The following is a 20977-nucleotide window of genomic DNA, read 5'->3' as shown; positions in this document are numbered from 1 at the left end:
GGAAGGAACGCGGCGGTCAGACGGCCAGGATGGCCTTCTCCTCCGCGAAGTGACACGCCGACTCGTGCGCGGCCAGGGTCTGCAGACCCTTGAAGCGCTCGGGAATCGCCAGCAGCGGCTCCTCGACGGAGCACTTCTCCTCGGCCTTCCAGCAGCGGGTGCGGAAGCGGCAGCCCGACGGCGGGTTGGCCGGCGACGGGACGTCACCGGTGAGGATGATCCGCTCACGACCCTCGCGCGCGTCCGGGTCCGGGACCGGGACGGCGGAGAGCAGCGCCTGCGTGTACGGGTGGGTCGGGTGCTCGTAGATCTCGGCGTCGGTGCCGATCTCTGCCATCTTGCCCAGGTACATGACGCCCACGCGGTCCGAGATGTGCCGGACGATCGAGAGGTCGTGCGCGATGAAGAGGTAGGAGAGGTTGAACTCGTCCTGCAGCTTCTCCATCAGGTTGATGACCTGGGCCTGCACCGACACGTCGAGCGCGGAGACCGGCTCGTCGCAGATGATGATCTCGGGCTGCAGGGCCAGGCCGCGGGCGATGCCGATGCGCTGGCGCTGACCGCCGGAGAACTGGTGCGGGTACCGGTTGATGTACTCCGGGTTCAGGCCGACGACGTCCAGGAGCTCCTGGACCTTCTGGCGGCGCGAGCCCTTGGGAGCCACCTCGGGGTGGATCTCGTAGGGCTCCCCGATGATGTCGCCGACCGTCATGCGCGGGTTCAGCGACGTGTACGGGTCCTGGAAGACCATCTGGATGTTGCGGCGCACGGCCTTCAGCGCGCGGCCGGACAGCTTGCTGATGTCCTGGCCCTTGTAGAAGACCTCGCCCGCGGTGGCCCGCTCCAGGTTCATCAGGAGCTTGGCGACCGTGGACTTGCCACAGCCGGACTCGCCGACGATGCCCAGCGTCTCGCCCTGGTAGAGGTCGAAGGAGACCCCGTCGACGGCCTTGACCGCGCCGACCTGCTTCTTGAACAGGATTCCCTGGGTCAGCGGGAAGTGCTTGACCAGGTTGCGGACCTGGAGGATCGGCTCGCGCTCGGTGGCGTTCTTGGTGAGCTCAGCCATGGATCTGCTCCTTCCAGAAGTGGCACGCGCTGCCGCGGCCGGGCAGTTCGGTGCCGTCCTGCTCGGTGACCGGGTGCAGCACCGGGATCTCGGTGCGGCAGATGTCCTGCGCCTTGGGACAGCGGGGGCTGAAGGCGCAGCCCGCGGGGATGCGGAGCAGGTTGGGCGGCAGACCCTTGATCGCGTAGAGCTCCTGGCCCTTCTGGTCCAGGCGCGGGATCGAGTCGAGCAGGCCACGGGTGTACGGGTGGGACGGACGCTTGTAGATCTCGTGGACCGGAGCGGTCTCGACGATCCGGCCCGCGTACATGACCGCGATCTTGTCCGCGACGTCGGCGACGACGCCGAGGTCGTGGGTGATCAGGATCAGGCCCATGTTCATCTCGCGCTGGAGCTCCGCGAGCAGGTCCATGACCTGGGCCTGGACCGTCACGTCGAGAGCCGTGGTCGGCTCGTCGGCGATGATCAGGTCCGGCTCAAGGGCCAGGGCCATGGCGATCATGATGCGCTGGCGCATACCGCCGGAGAACTGGTGCGGGTAGTCACCCACGCGCGCCTTGGCGGCGGGGATCTTCACGCGGTCCATGAGCTCAATGGCCTTGAGCTTCGCGTCCTTCTTCGACGCGCCCCGGTGGACCCGGAACATCTCGCCGAGCTGGTCGCCCACCGAGTAGACCGGGTTCAGGGAGGACAGCGCGTCCTGGAAGATCATCGCCATCTTGTTGCCACGGAGCTTGCGGCGCTCCTCGTCGGACATCTTGAGGATGTCCTTGCCGTGGAAGCGCACCTCGCCGCCGGAGACGCGTCCGGGCGGGCTGTCGAGAATGCCCATGATCGCCTGAGCGGTCACGGACTTGCCGGAGCCGGACTCGCCGAGCACGGCGAGGGTCTCGCCGGCGCTGACGCTGTAGCTCACGCCGTTGACTGCCTTGGCGACCCCGTCACGGGTCTTGAACTCGACCTGGAGGTTGTCCACCTCCAGCAGCGGAACGGCGGACCCGCCGCCCGTCTCCGCAACGCTGAGAATCTCCGACGTCGTCACGCCGCCACCTTCGTCCTGCTTGCTGATGTTGTCTCGGGGCATCGGGCGGCCCTACCGGAGCTTCGGGTCGAGCGCGTCACGCAGGCCGTCGCCGACGAAGGCGAAGCCGAGTACGGTGACGACGACGAACAGGCTCGGGAACACCCACAGGTAGTCATTGACGCCGATGAAGCCCTGGCCGGCCGCCAGCATGTTGCCCCACTCCGGCACGTCGACGGGGACGCCGGCGCCGAGGAAGGAGAGCGCTGCCACACCGACGATGGTGGTGCCGACGTTGAAGGTCGCGTAGACCAGCACGGCGGTCATCGAGTTGGGGAGGATGTGCGTGCGCACGATCCGCCAGCCGCTCGCGCCGAGTGCCTTGGCCGCGTGGACGTAGTCCATCTCGCGCACCGACAGGATCGAGCTGCGCAGCAGCCTGGACACGGTGGCCCACGAGAAGATCGCGAGCGAGATGATCACCGGGGTGATGCCGCGGCCGGTGACCAGGATGATGACGACGGCACCGATCATCAGCGGGAACGCGAGGAACACGTCCGCGATGCGCATGACCAGGGTGTCGGCGAAGCCGGCGAAGTAGCCGGCGATGGCGCCGAGGGCGACACCGATCAGCACCGCGAAGAAGATCGAGGCGAGGCCGACGAACATGGCCACGCGGGTGCCGGCTATGAGGCGCGAGAACATGTCGCGGCCCAGGGCGTCGGTACCCATCCAGTGGGTGCCGTTGGGCGACGCGAGGGTGTTCTCGAGGTCCTGCGCAGCAGGGTCGAACGGGGCGAGCATCTCGCCGAACGCGGCTGTCAGGAACAGCGCGGCGATGATGAACAGGCCGACGACGGCCAGCTTGTTCTGGACGAAGCGGTGGCGGATCTCGCCCCACTGGCTCAGTTGCTTGGGTCGGGGTTCGGCCGGGGCCGAAGCGGACGACACGGGGTTCTCGTCCCCGATCGCCGGGCTCGTTGCGAGCTCAGACATGAGGAAATCCTCCTTGGGGGCGGTCAGCTGAGGCGGATACGCGGGTCGAGGGCCGCGTACAGCAGGTCCACGATGAGACTGAGGACGACGAAGATGGCGACGCTGTACGTCACTACGCCGATCACGATCGGGTTGTTCTGCTGCTGAATCGCCTGAACCAGTGCCAGACCGACACCGTCCCAGTTGAAGATCGCCTCAGTGATGAGCGCACCACCGAGGAGGGCGCCGAAGGAGATGCCCAGGTAGGTGACCACGGGGATGGACGAGTTGCGCAGCACGTGCTTGAACAGCACGCGACGACGCGGCAGACCCTTGGCCACGGCCGTCTTCACGTAGTCCGCGCGCAGCACCTCGAGCATCGTGCCGCGGGTGAGGCGGGCGACGAAGGCGATGTCGGTGACGGCGAGGGTGACGGCGGGAAGAACCATGCCTTCGAGTTTGTCGCCGCCGAGTTGTGGGAACCACTGCAGTTCCACGGCGAAGTACTTCATGAGCAGCATGCCGATCACGAACGTCGGGAATCCGACGGCCATGGTCGTAAAGAATGTCGTGGCCATGTCCAAGATGCTGTATCTGTACAGGGCGGCGATGATGCCGACTCCCATACCGAACACCGTGACGAGAGCGATGGCCAGCAGGGCCAGCTTCGCGGTGTTCTGCAGCTTGGGGGCGAGGATGTCGGACACCTCGCGGCGCTGGACGAAGTCCTCGCCGAGGTCTCCGGTCGCAACCTTGGCCACGTAGTTCACATACTGCTCGGGCAGCGACTTGTCGAGCCCGTATCGCGCCTTGAGCTCCGCGACCACTGCTGGGTCACGGGCCTTGTCACTGCCCGCAATCGAACCCACGGGATCGCCGGGGAGAACGAACAGACACGCGAACAGAACCATGGTCGCGCCGATGAGGACTATGACCATCTGCCCGAGGCGACGGGCGACGTACCTTCCCATGTTTTGCCTCTCTACCTGGCCGCTTCTGGGAGCAGCGGCCTCCGGCCCAAGGAACGGGCCGGCTCTCGGCCTGCGGGGGTTACCCGCGGATGTGAGGGGTGCCGAAGTAAAAACGGCCTGCCGAGCGGGGCCGCGGCCCACCGGTCACCCGGGGGCCGCGGCACGTTCGCTCCTGACGGATATACCGTCCGAACCGATTACTTCTTGATCGAGATCTTCTCGAGGATCGGGTCCTCGTTGAAGTTGATGTCGTCCAGACCGTTGAACTTGTCGGTCGCCATCAGGCGGAACTGGGAGCGGTTGAAGGTCGGGATGAGCGCCATGTCCTCCATGGCCATCTTCTCGGCCTGCTTGTACATCGTCAGACGCGCGGCCTCGTCCTTGGTGGAGCGAGCCGTGTCGATCAGCTTGTCGAACTCGGGGTTGTTGTAACGGACGCGGTTGTCACCGACCACGTTGCCCTCGGCGTCCTTGTTCATCGACGTCGAGTGCAGCAGCGGGAACAGGAAGTTCTCCGGGGTCGGGTAGTCCGCACCCCACGCGAAGCGGTAGATACCGGTCGCGCCGTTACCCTGCTGCTCCTTGAGCATGCCCGGGAAGTCCTTGCCGTCCAGCTTGACCTTGACGCCGAGAACGTCCTCGAGCTGCTTCGCGATGGCCTGGACCCACTCTTCGTGGCCCGCACCGGTGTTGAAGCTGAACTTGATCTCGGTACCCGGCTTCAGGCCGCCCTTCTCGGCGTGCTCCTTGGCCTTGGCGACGTCCTGCTTGACGCAGGAGACGCACAGGTCCTTCTGGTACGCCTTCGGGAACGCCGGCGGCACGATGGTCGTCGACGGGGTCTGGTAGCCCTGGAAGACACCCTTGGCGATGGCCTGACGGTCGATCGCGTAGGAGATCGCCAGACGGGCGTCCTTGTTGTTGGTCGGGCCGTTGTCACCGATCGGCAGAACGAAGTTCATGCCGTTGGTGTCCTTGGCGAACCACTTGTTCTGCGGCTTGTACTTCGCCTCGGCCGTCTTCAGCATCGGCGTCGGGATGTGCGCGTAGTCGAAGGTGCCGGCCTGGAAGCCGTCGTACTCGAGCTGCTGCGCGGTCTTGTCGTTGAGCAGCGTGACCTGGACCTTCTCGAGGGAGGCCTTCTGCAGCGAGTAGTCGTCGTTGCGGACGAGGTTGATCGCCTTGTTGTGCTCCCACGAACCGTCCATCTTGAACGGACCGTTACCGACGGGGGCCTCGCCGAACGCCTTGTCCTCTTCGCCGACCTTGGCGACCTTCGGAACCGGGCTGTAGGCGTTGTGCGCCGTCTTCAGGACGAACTCGCAGTCCGCCTTCGACAGGTCGACCTTGATGGTGGTCGGGTCCGGCGTGGTGACACCGGAGAAGGTCTTGGCGGAGCCGTCCTGCAGCTGCTCGTAACCCTTGATGCCGGCGAAGTGGTACGCCACGTCGGATGCGGCGGCCTTGTGCGCGGCACGGGCCCAACCACGGGCGAACGCCTCGGCGTCGACGGCCTCGCCGTTGGAGAACTTGGTGTCGGGCTTGACCTTGAAGGTCCAGGAGGTGCAACCCTCGTCCGACGTCGCCGACTCGGCGAGCGCGGGCTCGGCAAGGCCGTCCGGCGTGTTCGAGTACAGGCCGGTGAACAGGGCGTTGGCCAGCAGGATTCCGGTGGACTCGTGGGCACGCCCCGGGTCGATGGTGTCCGGCTCCGTGCTGCCCATCCGGAACACGCCGCCATTGGCAGCGCTGCCCTTGTCCTTGCTGTCACCGTCACCGCCGCCACAGGCGGTAGCGGCCAGGGCGACGACAACCGCGCCCACGACCCACTTGGCGCTCTTGGCACCGCGCATGGGTTTCCTCCTCATGAGTCCACTGATCGACTTGAGGGGCAAAAAAACCTCGCCGACACCCCTGACGGCGAGCATTTTCCTGCCCATAGTGTGCTCGTGAGTCGGCGCGATCCCCACATCGCGTGACCCATTGACCCGAGCTCAATGGAGCCATCCTCAGGGACTGCCAGGCCGTAAACCACACTTAAGTGGTCTCGTTTTCACAACATCGATCCGCGGCAGAAACCCGAAATCCGGACAAACGGATAGGAGACAGACACGTGCGAAACGGACGGTTAGCTCATCTTCCGGAGTGTCACGGTCGGTATGCGGACACCTGAACGCAAAAATCCGCTTGACACAAGCGAACAGCCCCTACTCTCACGGGCTCCGTGAGAGGAGGGGCTGCTGCGTTATCAGGGCACTCGGCCGACTGCGGCCACCACGGCCGCCGCCCGAGCAAACCCGGGCGAACGACCGTACGCCTCTTACTACTTGCCGGACTTGGCGCGCGACGCGGTGCGCGAGCGGTCCTTCTGGTCCAGCACGACCTTGCGGATGCGGACGGCCTCCGGGGTCACCTCGACGCACTCGTCGTCGCGGCAGAACTCCAGGGACTGCTCCAGGGAGAGCTTGCGGGGCGGAATCACGTTCTCCGTGTTGTCCGCGGAAGCCGCACGCATGTTGGTGAGCTTCTTCTCCTTGGTGATGTTCACGTCCATGTCGTCGGAGCGCGAGTTCTCGCCGACGATCATGCCCTCGTACACCTCGGTGCCGGGGTCGGTGAACAGGACGCCGCGCTCCTGCAGGTTGATCATCGCGAACGGCGTGACCGAACCGGAGCGGTCGGCGACCAGGGAGCCGTTGTTACGGGTCACCAGCGGGCCGAACCACGGCTCGTGGCCCTCGTGGATCGAGTGGGCGATGCCGGTGCCGCGCGTACCGGTCAGGAACTCGGTACGGAAGCCGATGAGGCCGCGCGACGGGACGACGAACTCCATGCGGACCCAGCCGGAGCCGTGGTTCGACATGTTGTCCATGCGGCCCTTGCGGACGCCCATGAGCTGCGTGACCGCTCCCATGTGCTCCTCGGGGACGTCGATCGTCATGCGCTCGACCGGCTCGTGCACCTTGCCGTCGATCTCCTGCGTGACCACCTGCGGCTTGCCGATGGTCAGCTCGAAGCCCTCGCGGCGCATCTGCTCGACCAGGATGGCGAGCGCGAGCTCACCACGGCCCTGGACCTCCCAGGCGTCCGGGCGCTCGGTGTCGAGGACGCGGAGCGAGACGTTACCGACCAGCTCGCGGTCCAGACGGTCCTTGACCTGGCGGGCGGTGACCTTGCGGTCCTTGACCGCGGACTTGGCGTCCGCGCCCTTGCCGCTGCCGCCGCGGCCGACCATCGGGGAGGTGTTCGTACCGATCGTCATGGAGATCGCCGGCTCGTCGACCGAGATCAGCGGAAGCGCGATCGGGTTCTCCGGGTCGGCCAGGGTCTCGCCGATCATGATCTCGGGGAAACCGGCGACCGCGCAGATGTCACCCGGGCCCGCCACCTCGGCCGGCTTGCGGGTGAGCGCCTCGGTCATCATCAGCTCGGTGATGCGGACGTTGGAGATGGAGCCGTCACGCTTGATCCACGCGACGGTCTGGCCCTTGCGCAGCTCGCCCTGCTCGACGCGAACGAGCGCGATGCGGCCGAGGAAGTTGTCGGCGTCCAGGTTGGTGACGTGCGCCTGGAGGGGGGCCTCCTCGTCGTACACCGGGGCCGGGACGTGCTCCAGGATGGTGGAGAAGAACGGCTCCAGGTTGGTGCTGTCCGCCGGGACGGTGCCGTCCTCGGGCTTGGTCAGCGAGGCCACGCCGTCACGGCCGCAGGCGTAGACGATCGGGAACTCGATCTGGTCCTCGTCCGCGTCCAGGTCGAGGAAGAGGTCGTACGTCTCGTTGACGACCTCGTCGATCCGGGAGTCCGGGCGGTCGGTCTTGTTGATGCAGAGGATGACCGGCATCTTCGCCTGCAGGGCCTTGCGCAGGACGAAGCGGGTCTGGGGCAGCGGACCCTCGGAGGCGTCCACCAGCAGAACGACGGCGTCCACCATCGACAGACCGCGCTCGACCTCACCACCGAAGTCGGCGTGGCCGGGCGTGTCGATGATGTTGATCGTGATCGGGGCCCCGCCGTCCTTGGGGTGATACTTCACCGCCGTGTTCTTGGCGAGGATCGTGATGCCCTTCTCACGCTCCAGGTCGTTCGAGTCCATCATGCGGTCGTCGAGGTGCTGGTGGGCGGCGAAGGCACCGGCCTGCTTGAGCATGGCATCGACGATGGTCGTCTTGCCATGGTCGACGTGGGCGACGATGGCGACGTTACGGATGTCGTGGCGCGTGGGCACTTCGGCGCTTCTCCCGGGATCGTGGATGGCGTCGCGTACGGTCCGGCACGCGCGCCTCGGCCGGGCGAAAACCTGCCACGGCCTTACCCCATGGTACGTCGCGTGGCGGGAACCGCCTGCCGGGGGGCTGTCAAGAGGCCGGACGAATGAGCGCAGCCGAGTTCTGCGTGGGGTGCCTCGGCGGCTGTCGTACCGGTATTCATGCGGGTCAACGGGCGTGGTCAGTGGTACGCACGACCTTGCCCGCCGGGGGATCCGGCGGGCAAGGGACTTGAGTCACATCTGAGCTTGTGCGCCGGCGGTCAACCTGACAGGCACCGCTTTGTCACCACTTCTTCTCCCGCGCTACTTCTTCTTGTCCTTCGCGGTGGGCGCCTTCTTCCAGCCGATGTCCTGGTAGCGGGGGGCGCCGAGACCGAAGGCACCCGCGTTGACCAGACCGGGCTTGACCGCCACCAGCTCGGGGCGCTGGTAGAGGGGGATGGAACCGGCGGCGGCCCAGATCCGCGCGTCCGCCTTGCGCATCAGCTCACGGGACTGCTCCTCGTCCAGCTCGCCGACCGCCTGGTCGAAGAGCTGGTCGATGTGGTCGGTGCCGACCCGGGTGTAGTTCTGTTCGACGAGGAGGGAGCCGTCCGCGGCCGGCTCCGGCTTGGCGAAGATGGGCCGGGCATCGGTCGCCGGGTAGGCCGTCGCGGGCCACGAGTACAGGGCCAGGTCGTACTGGCCCGAGGCGACGTGGTCCTTGAAGAAGCTGTCGTCGGACACCTTGACGATCTCGGTGTTCACGCCGATCTTGCGGAGCGTGGTGGAGATCCGCTCGCCGACCGTGCGCAGCGACTCCGAACCGGGACCCGCCGGGAGGACGAAGCGCAGGGTGAGCGCCTTGCCGTCCTTGGCGAGCATGTTGCCGGAGGTGCGGACGGGCTGCTTGACCGGGGCCGGAGCCGGGGAGGCCTTGTCCTGGTCGGCCGCGTCGTCGCGGGCCGGGGCGCCCTTGCCGTCGTCGAGCGCCTCGGGCCGCGCGGCCGCGGCACGGACGGCCTGGGCGAGCAGGGAGACCCGCTGCTGGGTCCCGAAGGGCCCCGGGGCGAGCACCGGGGACGGCCCGTCCTGGGCTCCCGCCGGGGCGGCTCCGGTCCTCGGGCGGGCCCCGGTCGCCGACCGCGGATCGCCGTTGGTCCCGTCGTCCTGGCCCACGATGTAGAGCCCGTCGTTCCCGGTGCCCGGGCCGGACGGGGTCTTCGAATCGTCCTGCGGCGCACTCTCCGGGCCCGCTGCCTTGGCACCCGCCGGCTCGGTGATCTTGCCGCCCTTGCGCCAGCCCGCGTCCGCGAGCAGCGCCTGGGCCGCCTGGGTGTCCTGGCCGCCGAGCGCGTCGCTGTTGTCGGCGTACGCCCGCTGCCCGGCCAGGGCCAGGTGGCTGCCGACCGGCTTCGCGGGGAGGCCGAGCGGCTTCAGTACGGCCTCGGCCAGCGCCCGGCGGTCCAGGGCGCGGGCCACCGCGCGGCGCACCCTCTCGTCCGCCAGCGGGCCGCTGGAGCCGTTCATCGCGAGCTGCGTGTAGGCCGGCTCCAGGGACTTGCGCACGGTGAAGGCCCGCAGGGCCTTCTGCTCGTCGGCGTACCGCTCGACCGAGGCGAGGTGCTTCTGCCGGCTCTCCGACTCCGCCGCGGCCTTGTCCTCGTCCGCCCCGAACGCGACGGCCCAGGACAGCGTGGCCTGCGCCGGGGTCAGCGTGGCCCCCGGGCCGTGGGCGGGGGCGCCGCCCGCGCCCGGGCCGTTCTTGGCCGCGGCGTCCCGGTGGGCGAGGGCGATCCGGTCGGCCCCGGCCCGGTCGATCTCCGCCAGGTCGAGCTTCCCGGCGGCCAGCGCTGCCGGGCGCTCGGCCCGCGGGACCGCCGTCAGGACCAGCGTGTCCAGCTTGGCCGGGCGGCCCCACCAGCGCGCGTTGCGGGTCAGGGCGGCGGTGCCGGTCTTCTTGTCGATCGCGCCGAGGGCGAAGGGACCGGCGGTGATCTTCAACGTGCCGCGGGCGCCCTCGTTGAAGGCGTCGGGGGTGCCGGTGACCTGCTTGGGGTAGAGCGGGGTGAAGAGCGAGCGCCAGTCGGCGTACGGCTTGTTGAAGGTGACCCTGACCTCCAGGTCGGTCTTGCCCTTCTCGATCTTCTCGATCCGGTCGTAGCCGGCGTTGCGCGCCGTCCAGTACGCCGAATCCTTGCCGTTCAGGGCCCGCCACTGCGCCACGAAGTCGGCGGCGCCGATCTCGCGGCCGTCGCTCCACACCGCCTGCTGGTTGAGCTTGTACAGGACGACCTGCTTCGGCTCCCGCTCGATGACCTCGGCCTTCTCCAGGTAATCGGGATTGGCCACCGGCCGCCCCTTGGCGTCCAGTACGAACAGCTGCGGGAGCACGGCGCCGGCGATCCTGTTGGTGGTGGCGTCCGCGTCGGCCTGGAAGGTGTTGAGGGTGTCGGGGAGCGTGTCCACCGCCCAGCGCAGCACACCCCCGTCCGCGACCTTGTCGCGGGTGGTCGCGGCGATGTCCTGCCCTGCGGCGGCCGGACCGCCCTCGTCATCACCCGCGCCGCAGCCCGTGAGCAGCGGCAGTGCGAGGACTCCCGAGGTCAGGAGCGCCAAGGACCTGCGCCTTCTCTGGGACATGGGTGGTACCTCCGGGGCGGGGCGTGGGGGAAGCATGATCACGTTCGGCGGTATATGGAGCTGATCACACCGGTTGCCGGAACCCACTGAAATAGACGGTCCGCCGCACCCCTCGCACCCGACTCTCGCCACGCCGCGAACCCCACCCGTGCGGACCAATCCCGCTTGCGCGGCAGGAGGCGTTCCCCCGGGAGAGGGATGAGAATGGGGGGCAGGGAGGGGCGCACGATTCACGCCTGCGCGCCCGCAATCGCTGCACGTCCCTTCACAACGGGGGACAGGAAGCGCGACACTCGCAGGCGCACATGAGCGTTGCCACCGCACCCTGGCGGAAGTGAGGGCAAATCATGTCCCTGCAAGACGATCTGAGTGCCGTCCGGCGCAACCTGGACGAGCTGACGCGCAAGGTCGAGCGGCTGGAGCAGCAGGCCGCACGGCAGAAGTCGTCGACGACGGCTGCCGGTCCGGAGCCGTCCCGGATGGTGACGGTCCCGGACACCCCGTACGACAGCTCCCTGTGGACGGACTCCGACGACGAGGGCCTGGGCGCCCGCGACCGCCGCGCCCCCTAGACGGCCCCGTCCGTCCCGGACGCGTATCCACCCACGCACCGACCGGCCCGGCCGTTCCCGGCCGGGCCGACCGGTGCACCCCTCATCACTCCTCCCGGAGTCTTCTTTGGCCACAGGCACGGAACGACCCCAGCAGCGGCCCGGCGGCGTCCACGACGCCTCGCGGGCCGCGATCGCGGCCCGGCACCTGCGGACCGACCGGTGGTGGCTGGCCCCCGCCGGCACCGCGGCCGGGCTGCTCGCCTTCATCGTCTACTCGACCTGGCGGGCCTTCGCGAACGCCGACTACTACGCGGCCCCGTACGTCTCGCCCTTCTACTCCCCGTGTCTGGCGGAGAACTGCGTCCCGATGAAGGGCGGGCCCAACTGGGAGATCTTCGGCAGCTGGTGGGGCCTCTCCCCCGCCCTGCTGATCCTGATCTTCCCGCTCGGCTTCCGGCTGACCTGCTACTACTACCGCAAGGCCTACTACCGGGGCTTCTGGGCCTCACCGCCCGCCTGCGCCGTCGCCGAGCCGCACGCGAGGTACACCGGCGAGACCCGTTTCCCGCTGATCCTCCAGAACGCGCACCGGTACTTCTTCTACGCGGCGATCCCGGTCGCGGGCATCCTCACCTACGACACCGTGCTGACCTTCCGCGACGAGCACTACGCCTGGGGCCACATGGGCCTCGGCACGGTGCTGTTCCTGGTGAACATCACGCTGATCTGGGCCTACACCCTGTCCTGCCACTCCTGCCGCCACATCATGGGCGGCCGCCTCAAGCACTTCTCCCGGCACCCGGTGCGCTACCGGCTCTGGGGCTGGGTCGGCCGGCTCAACACCCGCCACATGCAGCTGGCGTGGGCCTCCCTGATCAGCGTCGCGCTGTGCGACTTCTACGTGTACCTGCTGGCGAGCGGCGCCTTCACCGACCCGAGGATCTTCTGAGATGGCTCAAGTGGAACGGCAGCAGTGGGACGTGGTCGTGGTCGGTGCCGGCGGTGCCGGGCTGCGTGCCGCGATCGAGGCCCGTGAGCGGGGTGCCCGTACGGCCGTGATCTGCAAGTCCCTGTTCGGCAAGGCCCACACGGTGATGGCGGAGGGCGGGATCGCCGCCTCCATGGGCAACGTCAACGAGGGAGACAACTGGCAGGTGCACTTCCGCGACACCATGCGCGGGGGCAAGTTCCTCAACCAGTGGCGGATGGCGGAACTGCACGCGAAGGAGGCACCGGACCGGGTCTGGGAGCTGGAGACCTGGGGTGCTCTCTTCGACCGGACGCCCGACGGGAGGATCTCCCAGCGCAACTTCGGCGGGCACGAGTACCCGCGCCTCGCGCACGTCGGCGACCGTACCGGCCTGGAGCTGATCCGCACGCTCCAGCAGAAGATCGTCCAGCTCCAGCAGGAGGACTTCAAGGAGTACGGGGACTACGAGGCCCGGCTCAAGGTCTTCCAGGAGTGCACGGTCACCAGGGTCCTGAAGACCGAGTCCCATGGCGGCTCCGCCGCGGAGCAGCGGGTCTCGGGGACCTTCTGCTACGAGCGCGAGTCCGGCCGGTTCTTCGTCCTGGAGGCCCCGGCCGTGGTGCTGGCCACCGGCGGGATCGGCAAGTCCTTCAAGACGACGTCCAACTCCTGGGAGTACACCGGCGACGGCCACGCACTGGCGCTGCTCGCGGGTGCGCCCCTGCTGAACATGGAGTTCGTGCAGTTCCACCCGACCGGCATGGTCTGGCCCCCGTCGGTCAAGGGAATCCTCGTCACCGAGTCCGTGCGCGGCGACGGAGGTGTGCTGCGCAACTCCGAGGGCAAGCGGTTCATGTTCGACTACGTCCCCGACGTCTTCAAGGAGAAGTACGCCGAGTCGGAGGCGGAGGGCGACCGCTGGTACGAGGACCCGGACCACAACCGGCGCCCGCCCGAACTGCTGCCGCGCGACGAGGTGGCGCGGGCGATCAACTCCGAGGTGAAGGCGGGCCGCGGCTCCCCGCACGGCGGCGTCTTCCTCGACGTGTCCACGCGGATGCCGGCCGAGAGGATCAAGCGGCGGCTGCCCTCCATGTACCACCAGTTCAAGGAGCTGGCGGACGTGGACATCACGGCCGAGCCGATGGAGGTGGGACCGACCTGCCACTACGTGATGGGCGGCATCGCGGTCGACTCGGAGTCCGCCGCCACCGTCGGGGTCCCGGGGCTGTTCGCGGCGGGCGAGGTCGCGGGCGGCATGCACGGCTCGAACCGGCTGGGCGGCAACTCCCTGTCCGACCTGCTGGTCTTCGGCCGGCGGGCGGGCCTGCACGCGGCGGAGCACGCCGCGGCCACCGGTGAGCGCCCGGCGGTCTCCCAGGCGGAGGTCGACGCGGCGGCGACGGAGGCGCTGGCGCCCTTCCACGCGGTGGAGGGCGCGGAGAACCCGTACACGCTCCACCAGGAACTCCAGACGATCATGAACGACCTCGTCGGCATCATCCGGCGCGAGGGCGAGATGGCCGAGGCCCTGGAGAAGCTCGCGGCCCTGCGCGTACGGGCCTCCCGGGCCGGGGTCGAGGGGCACCGGCAGTTCAACCCGGGCTGGCACCTGGCCCTGGACCTGCGGAACATGCTGCTGGTCAGCGAGTGCGTGGCCCGGGCGGCCCTGGAGCGGACGGAGAGCCGGGGCGGCCACACCCGCGAGGACTGCCCGTCGATGGAGCGCAGCTGGCGCCCGGTGAACCTGCTGTGCCGGCCGGTCGACCCGCCCCCGGCGGATCCCGCGGCCGACCGGATCGCGCTGGTCCGCACCCGCACCGACCCCATCCGTCCGGACCTGCTCGCGCTCTTCGAGAAGGAAGAGCTGGTCAAGTACCTCGCCGAAGAGGAGCTGTTCGAATGAGTACGTACGACGCGAGCTTCCGGATCTGGCGGGGCGACGCGGAGGGCGGGGAACTGCGGGACTTCACGGTCGAGGTGCACGACGGGGAGGTGGTCCTGGACATCGTGCACCGGCTCCAGGCCACCCAGGCCTCGGACCTGGCGGTGCGCTGGAACTGCAAGGCGGGCAAGTGCGGCTCGTGCAGTGCGGAGGTCAACGGCCGGCCGCGGCTGATGTGCATGACGCGCATGTCCACCTTCGAGCGGTCCGAGACGATCACGGTCACCCCGCTGCGCGCCTTCCCGGTCGTCCGCGATCTGGTGACGGACGTGTCCTTCAACTATCAGAAGGCGCGGGAGGTGCCGGCCTTCGTGCCGCCGGAGGGGGTGGCCCCGGGCGCGTACCGGATGCAGCAGATCGATGTGGAGCGCTCGCAGGAGTTCCGCAAGTGCATCGAGTGCTTCCTGTGCCAGGACACGTGCCACGTGGTGCGCGACCACGAGGAGAACAAGGGAGCCTTCGCCGGTCCGCGCTTCCTGATGCGGGTGGCGGAGCTGGACATGCATCCGCTGGACGCGGCGGCGGAGGCGGGTCTGGACCGCAGCCGCACGGCTCAGGAGGAGCACGGTCTGGGTTACTGCAACATCACCAAGTGCTGTACGGAGGTCTGCCCCGAGGGCATCAGGATCACCGACAACGCCCTCATCCCGCTGAAGGAGCGGGCGGTGGACCGCAAGTACGACCCGCTGGTCTGGCTGGGGAACAAGATCCGGCGCCGGTCGGACGACCGGTAGAGCCGGACCGCCCCGCAGCTGGGGGCCCGTGTGCCGGCGTTCCGCCGGAGACGCGGGCCCCGGTGAGGGCGGCGGCGGAAATGATCTTCTTCATGCGCTGCCAACGAGCCGGCCGCGGGCCGGTCACGGATGATGACTCCGGATGCGGGAGGGTAAAGCTGGAAATACCCTCCCAAATGTGACGCCGCCGAGGAGCAGGACGCAGGGACGCACCGCCGCCGCGCTGTCCGTACGGGCCGCGCTCGCGCCTGCCACCGGCCTCGCCGCCGCGCTGCTGGTGCTCGGCGGCGTGGGCACCGCCGGGGCGCCTGCCGCGTGGGCCGAGGATCCCGTCACACTGTCCCGGCAGGGGCAGATCACCGACCGCGTCGGGGCGCTCGGCGACCGGCAGGGCGCCGTCACCGCCGCGCTCGACAAGCTGTACGCGGACCGGCGGATCCAGCTCTTCGTCGCCTATGTACGGGACTTCTCCGGGCGCTCCCCCCAGAGCTGGGCCGACGCCACCGCGCAGCGCAACGGACTCGGCCAGAACGACGTCCTGCTGGCCGTGGCGACCGGGGCCCGCCAGTACGCCTATTCGGCCGACGTCGATTCCGGTTTCACCGAGCAGCAGCTGGCCACCGTCGCGCGGACCGCCATCGAGCCCGCCCTGAAGCAGAACGACTGGGCGGGCGCAGCCATCGGCGCGGCCAACGGCTACAACGCCGTGCTCGGCGGGCAGCCCGTACCCGTCCCGACCATCACCCCCGGCCCGGCGGATCCCGGCGGCAAGGCCGGGGGCGAGAGCGGGGCCGGTGACTTCGTGCTGCCGGTGGTCGCCGTCGGCGCGGCCGGGGCGCTCGCGGCGTACACGTACACCCGCCGCAAGCGCAAGGACGCGGCCGGGGGCGGGCGCGGTACGACCACCGGGCCGGGCTGGCCGGAAGGGGCGCCGGACCGGCTGCCGCTGCCGGAGCTGGACGCCCGGGCCAAGGCCCTGCTGGTGGAGACCGACGACGCGGTCCGCACCAGCACGGAGGAACTCGGTTTCGCCATCGCCCAGTTCGGAGAGGAGGCGACCCGCCCCTTCGTCGCGGCGGTGGAGTACGCCAAGGACGAGCTGACGCATGCCTTCCGGCTCCGCCAGCAGCTCGACGACGCCTACCCGGAGGACGACGCGACCCGGCGCCGGATGCTCGACGAGATCGTGGCCCGCTGCACCGAGGCCAACCGGCGGCTCGACGCCGAATCGGCGGACTTCGACCGGCTGCGGGACCTGGAGAAGAACGCCCCGCAGGCCCTCGCCACCGTGGAGGCGCACGTGCGCGACCTGACCGGGCGCACCGCCACCGCGCAGGCCACCCTGACCGCTCTGGCCGGGCGGTACGCGGACTCCGCGTCCGCTCCCGTCGCGTCCCATGCCGAACAGGCCGAGGACCGGCTGCTGTTCGTGACGACCAACCTGAGCCAGGCCCGCGCCGCCCTCGACGCCGACGAGAACGGTACGGCGGCCGTGCACGTACGGGCCGCCGAGGGCGCGGTGGACCAGGCGGCGACCCTGGTGGACGCGGTCGAGCGGCGGGCGCAGGAACTGGCGGAGGCGGCCGGGAAACTGCCGGGCGCGCTGACCGAGACGGACACCGACCTCGCCGACGCCCGCGGGCTGCTCACCGGTACCGCGGAGGGCACCTCCACGGCCGACCTGCGCGGGCGGATCGGCCGGGCGGAGGCCGTACTGGCCGACGTACGGCGGGAGGAGGCGGCCGGCCGGTACGACCCGATCGACGCCCTGCGCCGGGTCGAGGAGGCCGACGCGGCCCTCGACGAGGCCCTGGCCGGGGCGCGGGAGCGGGAGTCCGGGCGGCAGCGGGCGGTGGCGCTGCTCGACCAGGCCCTGCTCGCGGCGCGCAGTGCGATCGGTGCGGCCACGGACTACATCACCACCACCCGGGGCGCGGTGGGCAGCCAGGCCCGCACCCGGCTGGCGGAGGCGGGCCGGCACCTGGACCGGGCGGTGTCGGTGGCGCAGTCCGACCCCGCGGGGGCGCTGGCGGAGGCCCAGCAGGCGGACGCGCTGGCGCGGCAGGCGCAGCGACTGGCGGAGCAGGACGTCCGCGCGTACCAGGACCCGTACGCGGGCCGGCGGGCCGGCGGCGGCACGGGCGGCGCCGTACTCGGCGGGATCATCCTCGGCGAGATCCTGCGGGGCGGTGGGGGCTTCGGCGGCGGTTTCGGCGGGGGCGGAGGGGGCTTCGGGGGCGGCGGGGGCGGCAGCGGCCCCGGTTCCTTCGGCGGCGGCGGAACCCGCGGCCGCATGGGCGGCGGCGGCCGCTTCTGAACGGCATACCCATCGGCCCTGACCAGGAGAGACCCACCATGAGCAAGCAGACCATCCTCGGCCGCGTCACCCAGCTCGCCAAGGCCAACATCAACGCGCTGCTGGACCAGGCGGAGGACCCGCAGAGGATGCTGGACCAGCTGATCCGCGATTACACGAACAACATCTCCGAGGCGGAACAGGCCGTCGCGACGACGATCGGCAACCTGCGGATGCTGGAGGCGGACCACAAGGAGGACGTGGAGGCGGCCTCCGAGTGGGGCGGCAAGGCCCTCGCGGCGAGCAGGAAGGCCGACGAGCTGCGGGCGGCGGGGTCGGCGGGGGACGCCGACAAGTTCGACAACCTCGCGAAGGTGGCGCTGGGCCGGCAGATCCAGTCGGAGAAGGAGGCTGCCGTGGCGGAGCCGACGATCGCCGCCCAGACCTCGGTCGTGGAGAAGCTCAAGTCGGGCCTGGACTCGATGCGGAACAAGCTGACGGAACTCCAGGCGAAGCGCGACGAGCTGGTGGCCCGGGCGAAGACGGCGCAGGCGCAGAACACGATGATGGACGCGGTGAAGAACATCGACGTCATGGACCCGACCAGCGACCTGAACCGCTTCGAGGAGAAGGTGCGGCGCGAAGAGGCGATGGCGCTCGGCAAGCAGGAACTGGCCGCCTCGTCCCTGGACGCCCAGTTCGAGGCCCTGGACGACCTCGGGAAGTCCCTGGAGGTCGAGTCCAGGCTCGCCGCGCTCAAGCAGAAGCGCGCCGCCTGACGGTCACCTCGGGCGCCCGCCCCTCGGACCCGTCGGGTCCGGGGCGGGGCAGGCACCCTCGGTCCCGCGCTCAGCCGTACATGCTCAGCAGCTGCTCCGCCGAGAGTTCGGCGACGGCCTCCGCCGCCGCGCCGGGCAGCGGCAGTTCGAACCAGACCGTCTTGCCGCGGTGGGTGCGGCGCGTGCCCCAGCCCGCCGAGAGCAGGCCGACGAGCTGGAGGCCGCGGCCTCCCTCGTCCGTGTCCCGGGCGCGCCGGCGGCGGGGCTGGACCAGGTTCGCGTCCCAGACCTCGCAGACCAGCGTGCGGTCCAGCAGCAAGCGCAGCCGGATCTCGCCCTCGCCGTACCGCAGGGCGTTGGTGACCAGTTCACTGACCAGCAGCTCGGTCGTGTCCAGCAGGCCCTCCAGGCCCCAGGCCGGGAGCTTCGCCCGGGCCAGTTCCCGGGCCCGGCCCACCGAGCGGGCCTCGCGCGGCAGTTGCCAGTCGCCGACCGCGTCCACCGGCAGCCCCTGCACCCGTGCCATGAGCAGGGCGATGTCGTCCTCGCCGTGCCGGGTGTCGAGGGTGTTCAGCACGTGGTCGCAGACGTCCTCCAGCGGGCGGACCGGGTCTGCGAGGGCCTCGCGCAGCCCGCGCAGGCCCTCCTCCAGGGGGTGGTCGCGGGACTCCACCAGCCCGTCCGTGTAGAGGGCCAGCAGGGCGCCCTCCGGCAGGTCGACCTCGACCTCCTCGAAGGGTTCGCCGCCCACGCCCAGCGGCATCCCGGGCGGCACCTCCAGGAGCAGTGCGGGCCGCGGTACGCCGGCCTCGTCCGGAGGTTCGACCAGGACGGGCGGCATGTGGCCCGCGTTGGCGATCGTGCAGCGCCGCGTCACCGGGTCGTAGACGGCGTACACGCAGGTGGCGAGGTAGACCTCGGAGCGGTCCGCGTCCCGCGAGTGCAGGGCCGCCCGGGAGGCCTGCTGGGAGCCGCCGGGGGCGCCGAGGCCGCGGGCGATCTCGTCGAGGGCGGTCAGCACCTCCGCAGGTTCGAGGTCCAGCAGCGCGAGGGTGCGTACGGCGGTCCGCAGTTCGCCCATGGCGACGGCGGCCCGCAGCCCGCGGCCCATGACGTCGCCGACGACCAGCGCCGTGCGGTGCCCGGGCAGCTCGATGACGTCGAACCAGTCCCCGCCGACCTCGGTGGCGGCGTTGCCCGGCAGGTAGCGGCAGGCGATGTCCAGTCCGGCCGCCTCCGGGTCGCCGGGGGGCAGCAGGCTGCGTTGCAGTATCAGCGCCCGCTCGTGCTCGCGCCGGTACAGGCGTGCGTTGTCTATGCATACGGCGGCCCGTGCGGCCAGTTCCACGGCCACCGCCCGGTCGCGTTCGCCGAAGGGTTCGCTGCCCTTGGTACGGGAGAACTGCGCGAGCCCGACCACCGTGTCGTGGGCGACCATCGGCACGACCAGCGTGGACTGGACGAGGTCCTCCGGTCCGCCGCCCTCGATCAGCCGCGTCCGCGCCGTACGCAGGGCCAGCGCGCCCGGTGACGCGGCCGGGTAGCGGTGGATGTCGCCGACGGAGACCAGCGCGCCCGGACCCGACAGCGGTGCGTCGGAGACGGCGGAGGCGAAGGCCACCCGCCGCAGGGCGGCCGAGGGCGTCCGCGCCGGCCCCTGACCGGGCAGGCTGGGCACGCCCGGGCCCTGCGGCCGGGCGGGCCGGTCGTCGTCGCCGAGCAGCAGGCCCTGGTAGAGGTCGACGGCTGCCAGGTCGCAGAAGCCGGGGACGGTGACGTCGAGGAGTTCGCGGGCGGTGGTCTCCAGGTCGAGGGAGTTCCCGATGCGGTGCCCGGCCTCGTTGAGCAGGGCGAGGTTGCGCCGCACCCCGGCGGCCTCGCGGGCGGCGAGGTGGCGGCGGGTGACGTCGGTGCCGATCCCGGCCACGCCGATGGGGCGGCCGCTGCCGCCGTGCACGCGGTAGAGGTTGATGGACCAGTGGCGGTTCTCCCGGCTGCCGGGGGCGGCGCCGGTGATCCGCAGATCGGTCACCGACTCCCCCGTGTCCAGCACCCGGCGCAGGGCCTCGGCCATCCGGTCGGCCTCGTGCGCGGGCAGGTAGTCGTGCACGGTCCGGCCGCGGTGCTCCTCGGCGGCGCCCCCGAAGACGGTGGCGAACCGGCGGTTGGCCCGCTGGACGGTGAGGTCCGTACCGAAGAGCAGGAAGCCGAAAGGGGATTGGCCGAATATCGCCTGTGAAGCCGCCAGGTCGGATTCGATCCGCCGCAGTGCGCGTACGTCCACGACGACGCACAGCGCGGCCCGCTCGGCGGTCGCGGTCTGAGTGGGCATCACATAGATCTCGGCCACTCCGTGCGCGCCGTTCCCGCCCGGGATCCGGAAGGGGATCAGGCCCGTCCATTCCTTGCCGTCGAGGATCTCGGCGACCTTGCGGTGCGCGTCGGGACGCAGCTCGGGCGGCATGAAGGCGTCGACCGGGTCGCGTCCCACGGCCTGGGAGGCCGTCAGCCCGAACAGCTCCTCGGCGCGCAGACTCCATTGATCGATGAACCCGTCGGGTCCGATCGAGAAAGAAGCGACCTTTATGTAGTCATATATCGAGCCAGGCGGACTGCTGTGCCACAGGGCGTCGTGCCATGTCTCTCGCGGCACGTCGGTCTGATGTGCCTGCGCAGGTATTTCGCTCACGCGACCGTCCCCTCCAGCTCACCGCAACCGGACCGGCCATGACCGAAGTATTCAGCACCACGGCCCCGGACGGCACGGCGTT

At 70.0% G+C, this 20977-nt stretch carries 14 protein-coding genes; 6 read left to right on the top strand and 8 right to left on the bottom strand.

What is annotated here, in order from left to right; all coding sequences use genetic code 11:
* Positions 1-16: 16 nt before the first annotated feature.
* From IE257_RS25070 to IE257_RS25040, 7 genes are all read right to left on the bottom strand, one after another.
* Positions 17-1069, bottom strand: a complete 1053-nt coding sequence (locus tag IE257_RS25070; RefSeq protein ID WP_189972194.1) for an ABC transporter ATP-binding protein — start codon at positions 1067-1069, stop codon at positions 17-19.
* A complete protein-coding gene (locus tag IE257_RS25065; RefSeq protein WP_189972193.1) occupies positions 1062-2153 on the bottom strand; it encodes an ABC transporter ATP-binding protein in 1092 nt (363 codons plus the stop codon). The genes IE257_RS25070 and IE257_RS25065 overlap by 8 nt, the downstream gene beginning before the upstream one ends.
* A gap of 9 nt (positions 2154-2162) precedes the next feature.
* Entirely contained in the window at positions 2163-3086 is a 924-nt protein-coding gene (locus IE257_RS25060; protein WP_189972192.1) for an ABC transporter permease, read from the bottom strand.
* Between the two features lie 23 nt (positions 3087-3109).
* Positions 3110-4003 carry an ABC transporter permease gene (locus tag IE257_RS25055; RefSeq protein ID WP_229920646.1) on the bottom strand — a complete coding sequence of 298 codons (894 nt, stop codon included), beginning with the start codon at positions 4001-4003 and terminating at the stop codon, positions 3110-3112.
* Between the two features lie 230 nt (positions 4004-4233).
* Positions 4234-5889 (bottom strand): peptide ABC transporter substrate-binding protein, encoded by a 1656-nt coding sequence (locus IE257_RS25050; RefSeq protein ID WP_229920645.1) that lies wholly within the window; start codon positions 5887-5889, stop codon positions 4234-4236.
* Positions 5890-6359: 470 nt separating this feature from the next.
* Complete coding sequence (gene typA, locus IE257_RS25045) at positions 6360-8264, bottom strand: translational GTPase TypA (RefSeq protein WP_189972189.1); 1905 nt, start codon at positions 8262-8264, stop codon at positions 6360-6362.
* 345 nt (positions 8265-8609) lie between these two features.
* Positions 8610-10928, bottom strand: a complete 2319-nt coding sequence (locus IE257_RS25040) for an ABC transporter family substrate-binding protein (RefSeq protein WP_189972188.1) — start codon at positions 10926-10928, stop codon at positions 8610-8612.
* Between the two features lie 347 nt (positions 10929-11275).
* Here IE257_RS25040 and IE257_RS25035 point away from each other — a divergent pair, with 347 nt between their 5' ends.
* The 6 genes from IE257_RS25035 to IE257_RS25010 all read left to right on the top strand — a co-directional run bounded on the left by IE257_RS25035 (position 11276) and on the right by IE257_RS25010 (position 18206).
* Positions 11276-11500, top strand: coding sequence for an Rv0250c family protein (locus tag IE257_RS25035; RefSeq protein ID WP_189972187.1), 225 nt, complete (start codon positions 11276-11278; stop codon positions 11498-11500).
* A 106-nt stretch (positions 11501-11606) separates the two neighbouring features.
* A complete protein-coding gene (gene sdhC, locus IE257_RS25030) occupies positions 11607-12431 on the top strand; it encodes a succinate dehydrogenase subunit SdhC (protein ID WP_189972186.1) in 825 nt (274 codons plus the stop codon).
* 1 nt (position 12432) lies between these two features.
* Complete coding sequence (locus IE257_RS25025) at positions 12433-14358, top strand: fumarate reductase/succinate dehydrogenase flavoprotein subunit (RefSeq protein ID WP_189972185.1); 1926 nt, start codon at positions 12433-12435, stop codon at positions 14356-14358.
* Positions 14355-15131, top strand: a complete 777-nt coding sequence (locus IE257_RS25020) for a succinate dehydrogenase/fumarate reductase iron-sulfur subunit (protein ID WP_189972184.1) — start codon at positions 14355-14357, stop codon at positions 15129-15131. The genes IE257_RS25025 and IE257_RS25020 overlap by 4 nt, the downstream gene beginning before the upstream one ends.
* A 223-nt stretch (positions 15132-15354) precedes the next feature.
* Positions 15355-17448, top strand: coding sequence for a TPM domain-containing protein (locus IE257_RS25015; protein WP_373301865.1), 2094 nt, complete (start codon positions 15355-15357; stop codon positions 17446-17448).
* A gap of 38 nt (positions 17449-17486) precedes the next feature.
* Positions 17487-18206, top strand: coding sequence for a PspA/IM30 family protein (locus tag IE257_RS25010; RefSeq protein ID WP_189972182.1), 720 nt, complete (start codon positions 17487-17489; stop codon positions 18204-18206).
* A gap of 70 nt (positions 18207-18276) precedes the next feature.
* Here the strand turns inward: IE257_RS25010 and IE257_RS25005 are convergent, their stop codons facing one another.
* Positions 18277-20895: a SpoIIE family protein phosphatase gene (locus IE257_RS25005; RefSeq protein WP_372453132.1), complete on the bottom strand. Its 2619-nt coding sequence runs from the start codon at positions 20893-20895 to the stop codon at positions 18277-18279.
* Between the last annotated feature and the right edge of the window lie 82 nt (positions 20896-20977).

This window comes from Streptomyces avidinii (genome assembly GCF_014650695.1).
Taxonomy (GTDB): domain Bacteria; phylum Actinomycetota; class Actinomycetes; order Streptomycetales; family Streptomycetaceae; genus Streptomyces; species Streptomyces avidinii.
The sequence above is the reverse complement of the archived record's forward strand: the minus strand, read 5'-3'. Positions and strand labels throughout refer to the sequence as shown.